We start from the raw sequence: 16,216 nt of genomic DNA, 5'->3' as shown, positions 1-16,216 counted from the left end.
GATCAGGCCTCGGCGCAGGCGCTGACCCAGCGGGCCAGGGCAGCCTTGGCGGCACCGCTGTCGATCGCCGCACGGGCCCGCTCCATGCCGGCCGCCACGCCCGCGGCGACGTCGTCGGTCTCGCCCGCGTGCACCGCGAGGGCCGCACCCGCGTTGAGCACGACGGCGTCCCGGACCGGTCCGGGCTCTCCGTCGAGGACCCGGCGAATGACGTCGGCGTTGTGCGCGGTGTCGCCGCCCCGGAGGTCCTCGGCGGTGGCCAGCGGAATGCCCAGCTCTCGGGGATCGATGCTGGACTGCTCGATCGACCCGTTGCGCACGGCCCAGACGGAGGACGTCGTCGTCGTGGTCAGCTCGTCGAGCCCGTCGTCGCCTCGGAAGACCAGGGCGTCGACGCCACGGTGGGCGAAGACACCGGCCAGCACCGGTGGCATGTCGGGAAAGGCGCAGCCGATGGCCGCGGCCGCCGGCTGGGCCGGGTTGGACAACGGACCGAGGATGTTGAAGAACGTGGCGATGCCGAGCTCCTTGCGCGGCACGCCGGCGTGGCGCAGGGCCGAGTGGAAGATCGGCGCGAAGCAGAAGGTGATCCCGGCCTTGGCCGCGACCTCGGCGACGGCGTCCGGTGCGAGGTCGAGTCGGACCCCCATTGCTTCGAGCACGTCGGCGGAACCCGACTTCGACGAGGCCGACCGGTTGCCGTGCTTGACCACCAGGGCACCTGCGCCGGCCGCGACGATCGCCGACATCGACGAGATGTTCACCGAGAAGGAACGGTCACCACCGGTGCCCACGATGTCGACGCTGCGACCGGGGATCTTCAGTGGCGTGGCCTTCTCGAACATCGCGTCGACCAGTCCGGTGACCTCCTCGACGGTCTCGCCCTTGGTGCGCAGCGCGACCGCGAAGGCGGCGATCTGCGACGGCGTGGCCGACCCGGAGAGGATCTCGCCCATGGCCCAGCGGGTCTGCTCGGCGGACAGGTCCGTGCGACCGATCGCCGTGGTGAGTACGTCGGGCCAGGTCAGGGCGCTCACGTGGCCGGCACCCGTGAGCGGAGCAGCCCGATCACGGATTCGGCGAGCTGGATCGGGTCGATCGGGTGCGACACGGCGGCCTCTGCCCGCGACCACGTGGCCAGCCAGGCGTCCTGCGGCCGACCGGTCAGCACCAGCACGGGCGGGCACTCGTAGATCTCGTCCTTGAGCTGCTTGGCGATGCCCATGCCGCCCGCCGGGACCGCCTCGCCGTCGAGGATCGCGAGGTCGACGTTGCCGGCGTCCATGTGCTGGATCACGACGGGCTCGGTGGCGACCTCGACGTACTCGAACTCGGGCAGGTCGGGGTGCGGACGGCGGCCGAGGGCGAGGATCACCTGCTGCCTGATGTTGACGTCGTCGCTGTAGACCAGGATCTGGAGCGGGGGCGCAGTGGTGTCGGTCACGGTGTCGATGCTATCCGGCGTCGGTGCCGGTGGTCTCGCGAGGTGGTTTCGACGCGTTCTCGGCCCGGGCCTCCTCGCGGTCCAGCCGGCGGTCCTCGCGCCTCGCCTCGGCGATCGACGCGCGCACCCACTGGGTGAACAGCACCCCGAAGAAGATCAACCCGATCAGGTCACCCGAGGCCCAGAGGATGCCGCCGGCCAGGTGCTGGTCGGAGGCGATGGACGGGAGCCAGGAGCCCATCGGGCCCTCGCGGAGCTCCCGGTAGTGGTCGCCGCCGATCATCGACTGCTGGTCCATGATCGTGATCCCGAGGAACGCGTGGAACGGCAGTGTCAGGACGATCAGCAGCAGGCGGAACGGGTAGCCCACGCGTCCCGGGACCGGATCGATGCCGAGCAGCGGCCAGAAGAACAGGGCACCCACCGTCACCAGGTGCACGTGCATGATCTCGTGGACGTACGTCGAGCTCAGCGAGGCGTCGTACCAACCGGAGAAGTAGAGCGCCCACGGCGAGAGCACGTAGAGCGCGAAGGCCAGCGGCGGGAAGGCGAGCACCGCCGCCACCCGCGAGTGCAGGGCGATCAGCAGCCACCCGCGAGGACCCCTGCTCGACGTGCCGGGCAGGGTGCGCAGGGCGAGCGTCACCGGAGCGCCCAGCGCCAGGAACAACGGCACCCACATCGACAGGATCATGTGCTGCACCATGTGCACGCTCAGCAGCGTCGTGTCGTACGTCGACACCCCCGAGGCGGTCACGAAGAGGAAGCCGCCCATGCCGGCCACCACGAAGGCCAGCGTCCGCCCGATCGGCCAGTGGTCGCCACGGCGCCTCAGCACCACGACTCCGGTCAGGTAGAGCCCGGTCACCCAGACTGCTCCGATGAAGAGCAACGGGTCCAGGGTCCAGGCGGTGAAGACACGCCCGAAAGTGAATTCGGGGAGGTCGACACCGGCCGTGAAAGGCGCGATCACACGGGGAAAGTCCACGGTGTGAACTTTATGACGCCCAAGATCAGGGGGTCGGGGTGCCCTCCGGCCGCGGTACAGACATAATGAGGCCCGTGGCGACTGCAACTGCGATTCCGGCGTCCCGTCTTCACGGGCATCATGACCGTCCCAGCATGGTCAGCGTAGGCACGATCATCTGGCTCTCCAGTGAGCTGATGTTCTTTGCTGCGCTGTTCGCGTGCTACTTCACGATCAGGGCCCAGAGCTCTGCCCTGTGGGCGAGCGAGACGGAGCTCCTGAACATCCCGTTCTCCTCGGCGAACACCACGATCCTGGTGCTCTCGTCGGTGACCTGCCAGCTGGGCGTCTTCGCCGCCGAGCGCGGCCAGGTCGGGCGCACGGGCTCTGTCTTCAACGTGAAGGGCTGGGGCCTGCGGGAGTGGTTCATCCTCACGTTCATCATGGGCGCCGTCTTCATCGGTGGTCAGGCCACCGAGTACGCCGAGCTCATCCACGAGGGCCTCACCATCCCGGCCAACGCCTACGGCACGGTCTTCTACCTGACCACCGGCTTCCACGGCATCCACGTGACCGGCGGCCTCATCGCCTTCCTGTTCGTCCTCGGACGGACCTACCTCGCGCGCAAGTTCACCCACGAGCAGGCGGTGAGCGCGATCGTCGTGTCCTACTACTGGCACTTCGTCGACGTCGTCTGGATCGCGCTGTTCGCGACCATCTATCTGATCAAGTAAGCCCGAAAGATCTAGGACCTAGGGACTGAACGTGCGTCTTCTCAATCGCCCACTCAACCGTGTGGCCGGCCGGCTCTCGCGGCACCGCAGGCGTCCCCTCGCCGGGCTGCTCGTGATGCTTCTCGGGCTGTTCTTCACCGGTGCCCTCTACGCCGCGTTCGCGCCGGCGTCTGCCGACAAGCAGAACGGCACCGATGATGCCGAGATCGCGCAGGGCCGCGAGCTGTTCCTCGTGGGCTGCGCCTTCTGCCACGGCCAGAACGGTGAAGGCATCACCAGCCAGACCGGCCAGCTCGGCCCGTCGCTGGTCGGTGTCGGCGCTGCCGCCGTCGACTTCCAGGTCGGCACCGGCCGTATGCCGATGGTCCAGCCCGGCCAGCAGGCCGCGGTCAAGGACAAGGTCTACACCGACGACGAGGTCAAGGCCCTCTCGGCGTACGTCGCCTCGCTCGGCCCCGGCCCGTCGATCCCCACCGAGGACGACTACTCGATCGACCACCTGAGCAAGGACGAGCAGCGCGAGGCCATCGTCAAGGGCGGCCAGCTGTTCCTGGCCAACTGCTCGGCCTGTCACAACTTCGAGGGCTCGGGCGGAGCCATGCCCGAGGGCAAGAAGGCCCCCAGCCTGCGCAAGACCTCGGACAAGCACCTCTACGAGGCCATGCTGACCGGCCCGCAGCAGATGGACGTCTTCTCCAACGGCAACATCGCCCCCGAGGACAAGGCCGCGATCATCGCCTACCTCAACTCCATCGAGGAGAACCCCGGGTACGGCGGCTTCAGCCTCGGCGGCATCGGCCCCGTGAGCGAGGGCATGTTCGCCTGGCTCCTGGGCATCGGCGGCCTGATCGGCTTCGCCTACTGGATCGCGGCGCACTCCGCGCGCTCCGAGAAGACCGAGCACAGCGAGGAGACGCCCGCGTGAGCGACCACCACGACACCGAGTCGAACCACCTTCCGGCCTCCGTCGAGGAGCCGATCGCGAACCCGGGCCTCCCGGCCCACAAGCCGCGCCCGACCGACGTCGACGTCAAGGCCGAGCGCCGTGCCGAGCGACAGGTCGCCGCCTTCTTCGTCCTGTCGATGATCTGCGCCGTGCTGTTCTGCGTCGCCTACTTCACCCTCGACATCAAGGACGAGACCGACACGTTCATCGGCCTCGGCGCCTCCAACGTCGCCCTCGGTGCGACGCTGGGCCTGGCCCTGATGTTCATCGGCATCGGCGTCATCCACTGGGCCCGCAAGCTCATGGGCGACGTCGAGATCTTCGAGATGCGCCACCCCGCGGCGTCCTCCCCCGAGGACCGCGAGGAGACGCTGGCGCAGCTTTCCGCCGGTCTCGAGGAGTCGGGCATCGCCCGTCGTCCGCTGATCCGCAACACCATGCTCGGTGCCATGGGCATGCTCGGCCTGCCGCTGATCGTGGGCCTGCGGGACCTCGGCACCCTGCCCGGCAAGAAGCTCGAGAGCACCGTCTGGGCCAAGGGCACCCGCATCGTGCGCGACGTGACCGGCACCCCGGTCAAGCCGAGCCAGCTCGAGGTGGGCGACCTGATGAACGCCCAGCCCGAGGGTCTGGTCACCCTGCACCACGAGGAGGACGTCGCCGAGGGTGAGGCCCGCGGCGTCGAGTACCTCGAGGGTGTCGACCTCCAGGTCGCCAAGTCCAAGGCTGCCGTGATCCTGCTCCGCATGGAGCCCAAGGACCTCACGTTCTCCGAGCGCAGCCCGCAGAACTGGCAGGTCGACGGCATCGTGGCCTACTCCAAGATCTGCACACACGTCGGTTGCCCGATCTCCCTGAACGAGCAGCAGAGCCACCACCTGCTCTGCCCGTGCCACCAGTCGACCTTCGACCTCGCCGATGGCGGGCGCGTCGTGTTCGGTCCGGCTGCCCGCCCCCTCCCCCAGCTCCCGCTGAGGGTGGAGAATGGCTACCTCGTGGCACAGAGCGACTTCAGGGAACCAGTCGGACCTAGCTACTGGGAGCGTGACTCCAAATGAGCACATCCGCGAACGTGGGCGGCTCCGTGGCCTCCACCAACGGCAAGAGCGCGGCCTCGGCCAAGAAGGCCGGCCGCGGTGCCAAGGTCGTCGGCTGGGCCGACGAGCGGCTCGGCCTGGCCACTGCCGCCAAGAAGAACCTGCGCAAGGTCTTCCCGGACCACTGGTCCTTCATGCTCGGCGAGATCGCGCTGTGGAGCTTCGTCGTACTCCTCATCACCGGCGTCTTCCTGACCTTCTGGTTCAAGCCGTCGATGGTCGAGGTCCAGTACTTCGGCTCGTACGCCGAGCTCAACGGCATGCACATGTCCGAGGCCTTCGCCTCGACGCTGGACATCTCGTTCGACGTCCGCGGCGGCCTGATGGTGCGCCAGATGCACCACTGGGCGGCCATGCTCTTCATCGCCGCGATGCTCGTGCACATGATGCGCGTCTTCCTGACCGGCGCGTTCCGCAAGCCGCGTGAGGTCAACTGGATCATCGGCGGTGTGCTGATCCTGCTGGGCATCGTCGAAGGATTCGCGGGCTACTCGCTCCCCGACGACCTGCTCTCCGGCACCGGCATGAGAATCGCCGACGGACTGGTCAAGGCCACCCCGGTGGTCGGCACCTACATGTCGTTCTTCATGTTCGGTGGTGAGTTCCCCGGCGACGACATCATCCCGCGCCTCTACATGGCGCACATCCTGCTGATCCCGGGCCTGATCCTGGCCCTGATCGCGGCCCACATGCTGCTGCTCGTCTACCACAAGCACACGCAGTGGCCTGGCCCCGGACGCACCGAGGAGAACGTCGTCGGCTTCCCGATGCTCCCGGTCTACATGGCCAAGGCCGGTGGCTTCTTCTTCATCGTGTTCGGCATGTGCGCCCTGATGGGTGGCCTGCTGACGATCAACCCGGTGTGGAAGTACGGGCCCTACGACCCGTCGAAGGTGACCGCAGGCTCGCAACCCGACTGGTACATGGGTATCGCCGAGGGCCTGCTGCGCATCATGCCCGGCTGGGAGACGCACCTCTGGGGCCACACTCTCTCGTGGAACATCTTCCTGCCCGGCCAGATCCTGCCCGTGGCCCTGCTCGTGACGGTGCTGGCCTGGCCGTTCCTGGAGGCCTGGGTGACCGGCGACAAGCGGGAGCACCACCTGCTCCAGCGTCCGCGCAACGCCCCCGGGCGCACCGCCTTCCTGTCCGCGATGATCACCCTCTACGGGCTGCTCTGGGCCGCCGGCGGCAACGACGTGCTCGCCGTGCTGTTCCACCTGAACCTGAACCACATCACCTACTTCATGCGTGGTGCAGTGTTCGTCATCCCGGTGATCGTGTTCATCTTCACCAAGCGGTGGTGCATCTCGCTGCAGCGTCACGACAACGAGAAGCTGCTGCACGGCTACGAGACCGGCATCATCATGCGGTCCGCGGAGGGCGGCTACACCGAGCGTCACCTGCCGATCAGCGCGGACAGCGCCTACACGCTCACCGCGCGTGACCGTGACCAGGTGTTCGTCCCGGGCTCGGGTGTCGACGCCAACGGCGTGGCCTCCAAGGACGGCAAGCTCGACGGCGTCCGCGGCAAGTTGTCCACGGCCCTGTTCGCCGACAACATGCAGAAGCCGACCGCCCAGGAGCTCGAGGAGGCGCACCACCACGCCGACGACGAGCACGCCCACGAGATCGAGGCCGGTCTCGACCACTCGGCGGACGGCCACCAGTTCGACGGCCGTCACCCGGTCGACGGTGAGGCCCTGCGCGGCGATCACTGATCCCCGGGTCAGCCCACAGCACCACCCGAACCCCGCACCACCTCCTCGGAGGTAGTGCGGGGTTCGTCATTGATCGACCTGTCGCCAGTTCCGGTCGACCCGTCGCCAGCCCGGCCGTTGGGCGCGTCCGGGAATGTCCGCGCCCCACCTTTGGTTGAATCTTCAACACTTGCTGTGGAGGAGATCCCATGAACGTCAAGCTCGGACTCGACACCTTCGGCGACGTGACCGTCGACCCCGACGGCACGAAGTTGAGTCATGCCGAAGTGCTGCGCAACGTCGTCGACGAGATCGTGCTGGCCGACCAGGTCGGCGTTGACGCGTTCGGCGTCGGTGAGCACCACCGCGACGACTTCGCCGTCTCGGCCCCCGACGTGGTCCTGGCTGCTGCCGCCTCGCGCACCGAGCGGATCATCCTCGGTACGGCGGTCACCGTGCTCTCCTCCGACGACCCCATTCGGGTCTACGAGCGCTTCGCCACTCTCGATGCAATCTCGAACGGCCGGGCCGAGGTGACCCTGGGGCGGGGTTCCTTCACCGAGTCCTTCCCGCTCTTCGGCCTTGACCTGGGCGACTACGAGGTGCTGTTCGAAGAGAAGCTCGACCTGTTCGCAGCCCTGCGGCGGGAGGACGCCGTCTCGTGGAAGGGCACCACCCGGCCCGCCCTCGAGCCCACCCACGTCTACCCCAAGACCGAGCGCGGCACGTTGAGCACCTGGATCGGCGTCGGTGGCTCACCCGAGTCCGTCGTACGCGCAGCTCGGCACGGCATCCCGATGATGCTGGCCATCATCGGCGGAGATCCGGCCCGCTTCGCACCGTTCGCCGACCTCTACCGTCGTGCGCTCGCCGAGTTCGACAGTCCCGAGCTGCCGATCGGGGTGCACTCCCCCGGGTTCGTCGCGGCCACCGATGCCGAGGCGCGCGAGCAGCTGTTCCCGCACTTCAAGGCCAACCGCGATCGCATCGGACGCGAGAGGGGCTGGGGTCCGGCCACCCGGGAGCAGTTCGAGGCCGAGGCCGATCACGGCGCGCTCTTCGTCGGCTCTTCCGAGACGGTGGCCCACAAGATCGCCACCACCGTCGAGACGCTGGGCCTGAGCCGCTTCGACCTGAAGTACAGCAACGGCACCATGCCGCACGAGCAGCTGATGGACTCGATCGGTCGCTACGGCACCGAGGTCATTCCTCGGGTCCGTGAGCTGCTCAACTGACCCGTCGCCAGTTCAGGTCGACCCGTCGCCAGTTCAGGTCGACCTGTCGCCAGTTCAGGTCGACTTGTCGCGTGTTCAGGTCCGATCACCGCAGACGGCGCCGTGCGGCTTCGATGCCAGAGATGATGATGCCCTCGACATCTCCATGGACTCCGAAGAGATTCTCCTTGCGCACGACGTCGATGATCCAGCCATGCCGCCGTCGGATCCATGCCCGTCGCTGCCGGTCATGCGGCTCGTCCTCCTCGCCGTGAAAGTCCTCGCCGTCGTACTCGACGGCGTACTTCAAGTGCGGGACACCCAGGTCCAGGAAGTAGGACCCGAAGGGCGAGGCGACCTCGATCTGAAGGTCCGGTTTCGGCACGGAGGGTATCCGGAGCCACTTGGAGCGGGTGGCGCTCTCCGCCGGTGAGCCGCTGCGCCCGTCGACATGCGGAGCCAGGTCCCGAAGTTGTACGACGCCGCGTGCCCGCCTGAACCGATCAGCCCCCAGAATCAACTCGTCGTTGGTGAAGCCGTGTTGCCGCTGCAAAGCGTCCATGACGCCCAACGCCTGGTCCCTGTGGAGCAGGCGCCCGACGTCGAGGGCAGTACGCAACGGTGTGGTCACCTTTATTCCATCGATCGACATGACGTCGTCCGGACCAAAGGAACGCTCCCCACTGCGGGTCAGGCCATTGCGGAGTCGATAGCCTGGTCGCCGAAACACCGAGACCTTCGGCACGACCAGGTGATCGCCGGGTGCCAGGACGCGAGGTGCGCCGAGGAGCCATGCCGCCGTACGGTCGGTGACGACCGCATCCTCCGGGACTACGCACTTGAGGCATGCGATGCGCAATGCCAGGTCCTCTTCGAGGTGCGCGCCGTAGTAGACGCCCCGCATCGGATGCTGCAGGGTCCCGGATGCAACGCCGGCGGCCAGATCAGCATCGCGGAGCCCCCACCCCAGGGCTTCCCGACGGGTGAACGGGCGGCCGGGAAGCACGAGCCGGCCAGGACCGACGTAAGTTGCCAACATGTTCATGCCCGCAAGGATCGGCAATCCAAGAGTCATCCGCTCCGGTCAGCGAGCAACCTGTGGACAACTGCGGCAAAAAGCTGCATGGGAGCGAAAACTGGCGACGGGTCGGCGTGAACTCACGACAGGTCAACCGGAACTGGCGACAGGTCGTCACGAACTGGCGACAGGTCAGAGTGCGGAGCCCTGCTTGTAGGTCGCGAACGACTCGTTCCAGTCGCCGTACCCGTTGTCGAGCGTCATCGGACGGTCGGTGCCGGTGTACTCGACCACGTCGCCCCGCTTGGAGATGTTGTAGATCCAGGCGGCGTTCTCGGTGGACATGCCGGTGCAGCCGTGCGACACGTTCGCGTAGCCCTGGGAGCCGACCGACCACGGCGCGGCATGCAGGAACTCACCGCTCGAGGTGACCCGCATGGCGTACTCGACGTCGTCGATGTCGTAGGCGTCGGAGCTGCCGGCCGGGATGCCCACGGTCTCGGAGTTCATCCGCTTGGTGCGGTACTTCTCCATGATCACCTTCACCCCGCTGCGGGTGGTGAAACCGGCCTTGCCGGTGGTGATCGGCGTGGTGCGGACCAGCTTGCCGTTCACGAACGTCTTCATCTGGTGGGTCTGGGCGTTGACCTTGCTGATCACCGCGTCACCGACGTGGAACGAGACGGTGCGGGAGTCCTGGCCGTAGATGCCCTGTCCGGCGGGGAGCGCGTTGATGTCGAGGTCGACGGTGACGTCGCTGCCGGCCTTCCAGTACGCCGCGGGGCGGTAGTGCACCAGAGTGTCGCTCATCCAGTGCCACGTGCCCTTCTGGGCCGGCGTCGTGGTGACCGTCATGTGCTTCTCGAAGGCCTTCTTGTCGGTGACCGGCAGGTCGAAGTTCACGATGATCGGCATGCCGACCCCGACCGTCTCACCCTCGAGGGGAGCGACGGCGGCGTAGGTCTGCTGGTCGAGGGTCAGGTCGACCGTGGTGAACCGACGCGACGAGTTGTCGACGTCGCCATCGGCGTTCTCCGTGGTGGTTCTCACGACGTACGTCGTGCCGGGCTCGAGCAGCTGCGTGGCGTGCCAGGTGCTGCCGTCACTGGCCAGGGTGCCCTTGATCGGCTCGGCTCCGGCAGCCTTGACCAGCACCTTGGTGATGGTGCCGTTGCTGGCCTTGACGCGGACCACGTGGTTCACCGGGACGGCCTTGCGGGGGCCGACATTGCTGCTCAGGACGACGTCGTCGACGCCGTCAACCGAGCCCGGTCTGCCCTGCGAGTCGGAGGAGTTGTCCGAGTCGTCGGAGGAGGAGTCACCGGTCGCGTTGCTGCACGCGGAGAGTCCCGCAGTGAGCAGGGCGATGCCGGCGAGCGCGACGGCGGCGCGCGTGCCGCGACGGCGCGTGGGCAGTGCAGTCATGTCGGTCTCCCCCGTGGAAAGCTCAGTCGGTCCGAGAACAGGCTACCCCGACCAGTGCAACACGAAGCCCCGCCGAGACGTGAACGTGGTCACCTACGGCGGGGCTGCATGGCAGGGATCAGTGGGCGTGTTCCCCGCGGTAGTACTCGAAGATCCAGCCGCACAGGGCCAGGGTTCCGAAGACGCCGCCGATGATCAGCAGCCACCACGCGGCAAGCGCGATCGCGAAGGTGCACAGGGCCATCGTGAGGCTGCACCACAGCGGCCACCACGAGTAGGGCGGGAAGAAGCCCAGCTCACCGGCGCCGTCAGCGATCTCGGCGTCCTTGCGGTCCTCGGGCCGCGGCTCCATGCGCGAGGCGTGGAAACCGAGGTAGAGCGACACCATGGCGACCAGCAGGGCGGACATGACGAGCGCCGTGGTGCCCGTCCAGTCACCGGCGATGAACCAGTACGCCGGTGCGACCAGGGCAAAGAAGATCGTCGTGATGACGAAGATCCAGGTCTCAGCCTTCATCAGGCGTTCTCCTCCGGGGTTCCATCGGTGCGGTCATTGAGCATTTCCTTGCGCCCCTGCACCTCAGGGGTGTCAGAGATTCCGTCGAAGTCGTTCTCCTCGAGCTCGAGGGCGGCGATCTCCGGGTGGTGCAGGTCGAAGGCCGGCGACTCCGAACGGATCCGCGGGATCGAGACGAAGTTGTGCCGCGGGGGCGGGCAGCTCGTGGCCCACTCCAGCGAACGGCCCCAGCCCCACGGGTCGTCGACCTCGACCAGGCGCGACTTGCGGCTGATCCAGACGTTGTAGAGGAACGGCAGCGTCGAGGCACCGAGCAGGAACGCACCGATGGTGGACACCTGGTTCAGGACCGTGAAGCCGTCGTCGGGCTGGTAGTCGGCGTACCGGCGAGGCATGCCCTCGACACCCAGCCAGTGCTGGACCAGGAAGGTGGTGTGGAAGCCGACGAACAGCAGCCAGAAGTGGAGCTTGCCGAGACGCTCGTTGAGCATGCGCCCGGTCATCTTCGGCCACCAGAAGTAGAAGCCGGCGAACATCGCGAACACCACCGTGCCGAACACCACGTAGTGGAAGTGCGCCACCACGAAGTAGGAGTCGGAGACGTGGAAGTCGAGCGGCGGGCTGGCCAGGATGACACCGGTCAGGCCACCGAAAAGGAAGGTGGTGAGGAAGCCGATCGTCCACAGCATCGGGGTGTCGAACGACAGGGAGCCGCCCCACATCGTGCCTATCCAGTTGAAGAACTTCACTCCTGTGGGCACCGCGATCAGGAAGGTCATGCCCGAGAAGAAGGGCAGGTTCACCTCTCCGGTCACGAACATGTGGTGGGCCCACACGGCGACCGAGAGGATCGCGATGCCGAGCGTGGCGCCGACCAGGCCGACGTACCCGAAGATCGGCTTGCGGCTGAACACCGGAAGGATCTCGGTCACGATGCCGAAGAACGGCAGGGCGATGATGTAGACCTCGGGGTGCCCGAAGAACCAGAACAGGTGCTGCCACAGCAGGGCGCCGCCATGTTCGGCGTCGAAGACGTGGGCCCCGAGCAGTCGGTCGGCCTCGAGCGAGAGCAGCGCGCCACCGAGGATCGGGAAGGCCAGGAGCACCAGCAGGCTGGTGATCAGGACGTTCCACACGAAGATCGGCATGCGGAACATGGTCATGCCGGGCGCGCGCATGCAGATGATCGTGGTGATGAAGTTGACCGCACCGAGGATCGTGCCGATACCGGCCATCCAGAGGCCCATGATCCACAGGTCGCCGCCGATGCCGGGCGAGCGCACTTCGTTGGAGAGCGGCGCATAGGCGAACCAGCCGAAGTCAGCCGCACCCTGCGGGGTGAGGAAGCCGGACGCCGCGATGAGACCGCCCCAGAGGAACAGCCAGTAGCTGAACATGTTGAGGCGCGGGAACGCGACGTCGGGCGAGCCGATCTGCAGCGGCATGATCACGTTGGCGAAGCCGAAGAACAGCGGCGTCGCGAAGAGCAGCAGCATGATCGTGCCGTGCATGGTGAACAGCTGGTTGTAGACCTCGTCGGTGACCACCTGGTTGCCCGGGTAGGCCAGCTCGGAACGGATCAGCATGGCCATCAGGCCGCCGACCATGAACCACGCGAACGACGTGATGAGGTACATCTTGCCGATCAGCTTGTGATCGGTGGTGGTGAGGATGCGGACCACCTGCTGGCCCAGCGGCTTGCGGCCGCCCGCCAGCTCTTCGGTGGGATGTGCTGCCGTGGCGGTCACTCGTCGCCTCCGTTGGACTCGTGCTCTTGGGCCTCGTCGAGGCCGACCTGGGTGACGGCATCCGAGCCGCCGAGGAGCGGGTGGTCAGCCTGGGGGATCGTGGTGAGGTACTGGTCGTACTCGGCCTGGCTGACGACCTCGACGTTGAAGAGCATGCGCGAGTGCGAGACACCGCACAGCTCGGTGCACTTGCCCATGAACGTGCCCTCCTTGGTCGTGTGGACCTGGAAGGAGTTGCGCTCCTCGCCCTCCTGCCCCGGGAACACGTCCATCTTCATCAGGAACGCGGGGACCCAGAAGCCGTGGATGACGTCGGGCGACGACAGCTTGAACTCGATGGTCTGGTCGACCGGCAGCACCAGCGTCGGGATGTCGCGTGCGGTGCCGGCCACGTAGTGGACCGAACCGTCGACGTCAGTGGGGTCGTCGGTGTGGTTGAAGGTCCACGACCACTGCTGTCCGACGACCTGGATGACCTGGTCAGGGTTGTCGACCTCGTCGAGCACCTTGTTCTGCACGTCGACGGTGTGGAAGAAGAACACGATCACCATCATGATCGGCGCGATCGTGTAGAAGATCTCGAGCGGCAGGTTGTAGCGCGTCTGGACCGGGATCTCGTCGTCGCTGCGGCGACGGTAGCGCCAGGCCACGTAGAAGATCAGGCCCCAGACAATGATGCCGGTGACGAGCGCGGCCACCCAGGACCACTTCCACAGATCGGCGATGTACTGGCCCTGCTCAGTGGCAGGCGAGTCGGCAGGCATGGCCCAACGGCTTGCCTGTGCCTTGCTCTCGGCAGAACATGCGCCCAACATGAGGAAGCTGATGCCCAGCATCGCGCCCAGCGCCAACTGCCGGGCGCGCTTGGGGAGTTGCAGACCCACGAACGAGCCTCTCTCTAAGTCGTAACGGTTAGTTGGCACACTATCGGAACCCTGACGGCGTTAGCGCGACAGGTCGGCAGGTAAGTTCCCGGTGTGAGATATGCCTCTGCCCCGAGCCAGCCGTGACCGGCTCCGCGTACCTCGATGCCGCGTCCTCGGAACCACTGCACCCCGCCGCCCGGGACACCCTGATGGCTGCCCTGGAACACGGGTACGCCGATCCGCGGCGCCTCCACGGCCCGGCCCGCAACGCGCGGCTCATGCTCGACAACGCCCGCGAGGTGGTCGCCGCCTGCCTCGGCGTACGACCCGACGAGGTGACGTTCACCCCGAGCGGCACCCACGCCGTACACCTCGGAGTGCTGGGCCTCCTCGCCGGTCGGGCGCGGGTGTCCCCCGTGCTCGCCCACAGCGCCGTCGAGCACTCGAGTGTGGTGCACGCAGCGCAGTGGCACGCGGCCCGCGGGGGCGAGGTCGTCGAGCTCCCCGTCGACCGCGAAGGACGGTCCTCCACCGAGCTCCCCGACGGCCCGCTCGGCCTGGTCGCCCTCCAGGCCGCCAACCACGAGGTGGGCACGATCCAGCCCGTCGAGCAGGTCGCCGAGGCAGCCCGCGAGACCCCGCTGTTCATGGACGCCTGTGCCGCCGCGGGCCGGGTCGCGCTGCCCGACGGCTGGGCGGCCGCGGCGGTCTCGGCACACAAGTGGGGAGGCCCGGCCGGGGTCGGGGCCCTCGTGGTGCGCAAGGGCGCTCGCTGGCGCCAGCCGTTCCCCGGCGACGACCGCATCGACGAGCGCACGACCGGCTTCGAGAACGTGCCCGGCGCCCTGGCCGCCGCGGCCGCGCTGCAGGCGATGACCGCCGAGCGCGACGACCTGGCCGCCCGCCAGCACGCGCTGGTCGACGAGATTCGCACCCGGGTCGCAGCCACCGTGCCGGACGTCGAGGTGGTCGGTTCCGCCGATCACCGGCTCCCCCACCTGGTCACGTTCTCGTGCCTGTACGTCGACGGCGAGGCCCTGGTCACCGAGCTGGACCGACGTGGCTTCGGTGTGGCCTCCGGGTCCGCCTGCACCGCCTCGACGCTCGAGCCCAGTCACGTGCTGGCGGCGATGGGCGTGCTCACCCACGGCAACGTCCGGGTGTCACTGACCCGGGACGTCGACCGCACGCAGGTCGACGCCTTCCTCGACGTGCTGCCCGAGGTGGTCGCCGCGATCAGGGCGGAGGCCGGCCTGTGACCTCGTCGGTGGACGACTGGGCCCTCGAGCTCGACTGCCGCGGCATGCGCTGCCCGGCCCCGATCATCGAGCTCGCCCGACACCACACCGAGGTCGAGGTCGGCGAGCTCGTGGCCGTCATCGCCACGGACGTCGCTGCCCGGGTCGACGTACCGGCCTGGTGCCGCATGCGCCAGCAGGAGTACGTCGGCGAGTCGGTCGCCGACGACGGCACGCCGGTCTACGTGGTGCGACGGGTGAGTTGAGGCAGGTGCCTCCCTCACCGAATCCGCTGACGCGTCTTCGCTACGCGTGCAGGGTCTGCAGGTGCGGGTCGATGTCCTTGACCGCCTCGGCGCCGTAGGTGTCCTCGCAGCGCTTGAGGAAGTCAGCGCGGGAGAGGGTGTACTCCTGCGTGCCGACCTGCTCGACCACATAGACGGCCAGCAGGCAGCCCAGCTGCGCGGCCCGCTCGGTGCTCAACCCCCAGGTCAGGGCAGCCAGGAATCCCGCACGGAACGCGTCGCCGACGCCGGTGGGCTCGACCTTCTCGATCTCGGGGACGGCCGCGACCTCGATCGACTCGGCGCCCTGCTGGTCGATGCGCACGCCCTCGGCGCCGAGGGTGACCACCCAGGTGCCGACCCGCTCGAGCACCTCGTCACGCGACCAACCGGTCTTCTGCGTGATCAGGGTGGCTTCGTACTCGTTGGAGAATAGGATGTGCGCGCCGTCGATCAGCTGGCGGATCAGCGGGCCCTCACCGAAGGCGAGTTGCTGGGACGGGTCGGCCACGAAGCGGTAGCCGCGGGTGCGGCACTCGTCGGTGTGGCGGAGCATGCCCTCCGGGTCGTCGGGGCCGACCAGCACGTAGTCGGGGTCGCCGACCCGGTCGACGATCGGCTTGAGCTCGATCTCGCGTGACTCGCTCATCGCGCCGGCGTAGAAGGAGGCGATCTGGGCGTGCGAGGAGTCGTTGGTGCAGACGAAACGTGCGGTGTGGCGGGTCTCGGAGACGTGCACCGAGTCGCAGTCGACCTGGTGCCGCTCGAGCCAGGCGCGGTAGTCGGCGAAGTCCTCACCGACCGCGCCCACGAGCACCGGGTTGAGGCCGAGGTTGCCGAGTCCGAAGCAGATGTTTGCCGCGCAGCCTCCCCGGCGAACCTCGAGGTCCTCGACGAGGAACGAGACGCTCAGCTTGTCGAGCTGGTCGACAACCAGGGAGTCCGAGAACCTCCCCGGGAACGACATCAGATGGTCGGTGGCGATGGATCCGGCGATGAGCAGCGACATGCTGCCGAA

Annotated in this window: 16 protein-coding genes; 7 read left to right on the top strand and 9 right to left on the bottom strand. The window is 67.6% G+C overall.

Annotated features, from left to right (window positions below; genetic code table 11):
* Positions 1–2: 2 nt before the first annotated feature.
* Genes trpD through ASD66_RS09435 form a run of 3 tightly spaced genes read right to left on the bottom strand, consistent with a single transcriptional unit; the run spans position 3 to position 2,432 of the window.
* Positions 3–1,037, bottom strand: coding sequence for an anthranilate phosphoribosyltransferase (gene trpD / locus ASD66_RS09445; RefSeq protein WP_056890789.1), 1,035 nt, complete (start codon positions 1,035–1,037; stop codon positions 3–5).
* Positions 1,034–1,444 carry a response regulator transcription factor gene (locus ASD66_RS09440; RefSeq protein ID WP_056676578.1) on the bottom strand — a complete coding sequence of 137 codons (411 nt, stop codon included), beginning with the start codon at positions 1,442–1,444 and terminating at the stop codon, positions 1,034–1,036. Before ASD66_RS09440 ends, trpD begins: the two co-directional genes overlap by 4 nt.
* A 10-nt stretch (positions 1,445–1,454) precedes the next feature.
* A complete protein-coding gene (locus tag ASD66_RS09435) occupies positions 1,455–2,432 on the bottom strand; it encodes a cytochrome c oxidase assembly protein (RefSeq protein ID WP_235530027.1) in 978 nt (325 codons plus the stop codon).
* 65 nt (positions 2,433–2,497) lie between these two features.
* Between ASD66_RS09435 and ASD66_RS09430 the strand changes: the two genes are divergently transcribed.
* From ASD66_RS09430 to ASD66_RS09410, 5 genes are all read left to right on the top strand, one after another.
* Positions 2,498–3,145: a heme-copper oxidase subunit III gene (locus ASD66_RS09430; RefSeq protein ID WP_056676573.1), complete on the top strand. Its 648-nt coding sequence runs from the start codon at positions 2,498–2,500 to the stop codon at positions 3,143–3,145.
* Between the two features lie 115 nt (positions 3,146–3,260).
* The gene (locus ASD66_RS09425) at positions 3,261–4,070 is read left to right on the top strand and encodes a c-type cytochrome (RefSeq protein WP_056679165.1); all 810 of its coding nucleotides are present in this window, start codon (positions 3,261–3,263) and stop codon (positions 4,068–4,070) included.
* Positions 4,067–5,149, top strand: a complete 1,083-nt coding sequence (locus ASD66_RS09420; protein WP_056676570.1) for a ubiquinol-cytochrome c reductase iron-sulfur subunit — start codon at positions 4,067–4,069, stop codon at positions 5,147–5,149. The genes ASD66_RS09425 and ASD66_RS09420 overlap by 4 nt, the downstream gene beginning before the upstream one ends.
* Positions 5,146–6,909, top strand: coding sequence for a cytochrome b (locus tag ASD66_RS09415; protein ID WP_056890788.1), 1,764 nt, complete (start codon positions 5,146–5,148; stop codon positions 6,907–6,909). Before ASD66_RS09420 ends, ASD66_RS09415 begins: the two co-directional genes overlap by 4 nt.
* A gap of 188 nt (positions 6,910–7,097) precedes the next feature.
* The gene (locus ASD66_RS09410) at positions 7,098–8,123 is read left to right on the top strand and encodes an LLM class flavin-dependent oxidoreductase (protein WP_056890787.1); all 1,026 of its coding nucleotides are present in this window, start codon (positions 7,098–7,100) and stop codon (positions 8,121–8,123) included.
* Positions 8,124–8,208: 85 nt separating this feature from the next.
* Here ASD66_RS09410 and ASD66_RS09405 read toward each other — a convergent pair whose 3' ends face one another.
* The 5 genes from ASD66_RS09405 to coxB form a co-directional block, all read right to left on the bottom strand.
* A complete protein-coding gene (locus tag ASD66_RS09405) occupies positions 8,209–9,147 on the bottom strand; it encodes a hypothetical protein (protein WP_056890786.1) in 939 nt (312 codons plus the stop codon).
* A gap of 165 nt (positions 9,148–9,312) precedes the next feature.
* Complete coding sequence (locus ASD66_RS09400) at positions 9,313–10,545, bottom strand: L,D-transpeptidase (RefSeq protein WP_056890785.1); 1,233 nt, start codon at positions 10,543–10,545, stop codon at positions 9,313–9,315.
* 118 nt (positions 10,546–10,663) lie between these two features.
* On the bottom strand, positions 10,664–11,062 hold the full coding sequence (locus tag ASD66_RS09395) for a cytochrome c oxidase subunit 4 (RefSeq protein ID WP_056676555.1): 399 nt from the start codon (positions 11,060–11,062) through the stop codon (positions 10,664–10,666).
* Complete coding sequence (gene ctaD / locus ASD66_RS09390; protein WP_056676552.1) at positions 11,062–12,810, bottom strand: cytochrome c oxidase subunit I; 1,749 nt, start codon at positions 12,808–12,810, stop codon at positions 11,062–11,064. Before ctaD ends, ASD66_RS09395 begins: the two co-directional genes overlap by 1 nt.
* Positions 12,807–13,694, bottom strand: a complete 888-nt coding sequence (gene coxB / locus ASD66_RS09385; RefSeq protein ID WP_235530025.1) for a cytochrome c oxidase subunit II — start codon at positions 13,692–13,694, stop codon at positions 12,807–12,809. The genes ctaD and coxB overlap by 4 nt, the downstream gene beginning before the upstream one ends.
* 122 nt (positions 13,695–13,816) lie before the next feature.
* Here coxB and ASD66_RS09380 point away from each other — a divergent pair, with 122 nt between their 5' ends.
* Both ASD66_RS09380 and ASD66_RS09375 read left to right on the top strand, forming a co-directional pair.
* Complete coding sequence (locus tag ASD66_RS09380) at positions 13,817–14,935, top strand: cysteine desulfurase family protein (RefSeq protein ID WP_056890783.1); 1,119 nt, start codon at positions 13,817–13,819, stop codon at positions 14,933–14,935.
* A complete protein-coding gene (locus ASD66_RS09375) occupies positions 14,932–15,180 on the top strand; it encodes a sulfurtransferase TusA family protein (protein WP_082563512.1) in 249 nt (82 codons plus the stop codon). The genes ASD66_RS09380 and ASD66_RS09375 overlap by 4 nt, the downstream gene beginning before the upstream one ends.
* Positions 15,181–15,220: 40 nt before the next feature.
* Here ASD66_RS09375 and ASD66_RS09370 read toward each other — a convergent pair whose 3' ends face one another.
* A complete protein-coding gene (locus ASD66_RS09370; RefSeq protein ID WP_056891414.1) occupies positions 15,221–16,207 on the bottom strand; it encodes a carbohydrate kinase family protein in 987 nt (328 codons plus the stop codon).
* Positions 16,208–16,216: the final 9 nt, after the last annotated feature.

The sequence above is a fragment of the Nocardioides sp. Root151 genome (assembly GCF_001427925.1).
Taxonomy (GTDB): domain Bacteria; phylum Actinomycetota; class Actinomycetes; order Propionibacteriales; family Nocardioidaceae; genus Nocardioides.
This window is presented reverse-complemented; position numbering and strand designations above follow the sequence as displayed.

Coding starts and splice junctions, on each gene's coding strand:
- ASD66_RS09400 (WP_056890785.1), bottom strand. CDS start 10,545: ATGACTGCACTGCCCACGCGCCGTCGCGGCACGCGCGCCGCCGTCGCG.
- ASD66_RS09405 (WP_056890786.1), bottom strand. CDS start 9,147: ATGAACATGTTGGCAACTTACGTCGGTCCTGGCCGGCTCGTGCTTCCC.
- ASD66_RS09395 (WP_056676555.1), bottom strand. CDS start 11,062: ATGAAGGCTGAGACCTGGATCTTCGTCATCACGACGATCTTCTTTGCC.
- ASD66_RS09430 (WP_056676573.1), top strand. CDS start 2,498: ATGAGGCCCGTGGCGACTGCAACTGCGATTCCGGCGTCCCGTCTTCAC.
- ASD66_RS09415 (WP_056890788.1), top strand. CDS start 5,146: ATGAGCACATCCGCGAACGTGGGCGGCTCCGTGGCCTCCACCAACGGC.
- ASD66_RS09370 (WP_056891414.1), bottom strand. CDS start 16,207: ATGTCGCTGCTCATCGCCGGATCCATCGCCACCGACCATCTGATGTCG.
- ASD66_RS09425 (WP_056679165.1), top strand. CDS start 3,261: ATGCTTCTCGGGCTGTTCTTCACCGGTGCCCTCTACGCCGCGTTCGCG.
- ASD66_RS09410 (WP_056890787.1), top strand. CDS start 7,098: ATGAACGTCAAGCTCGGACTCGACACCTTCGGCGACGTGACCGTCGAC.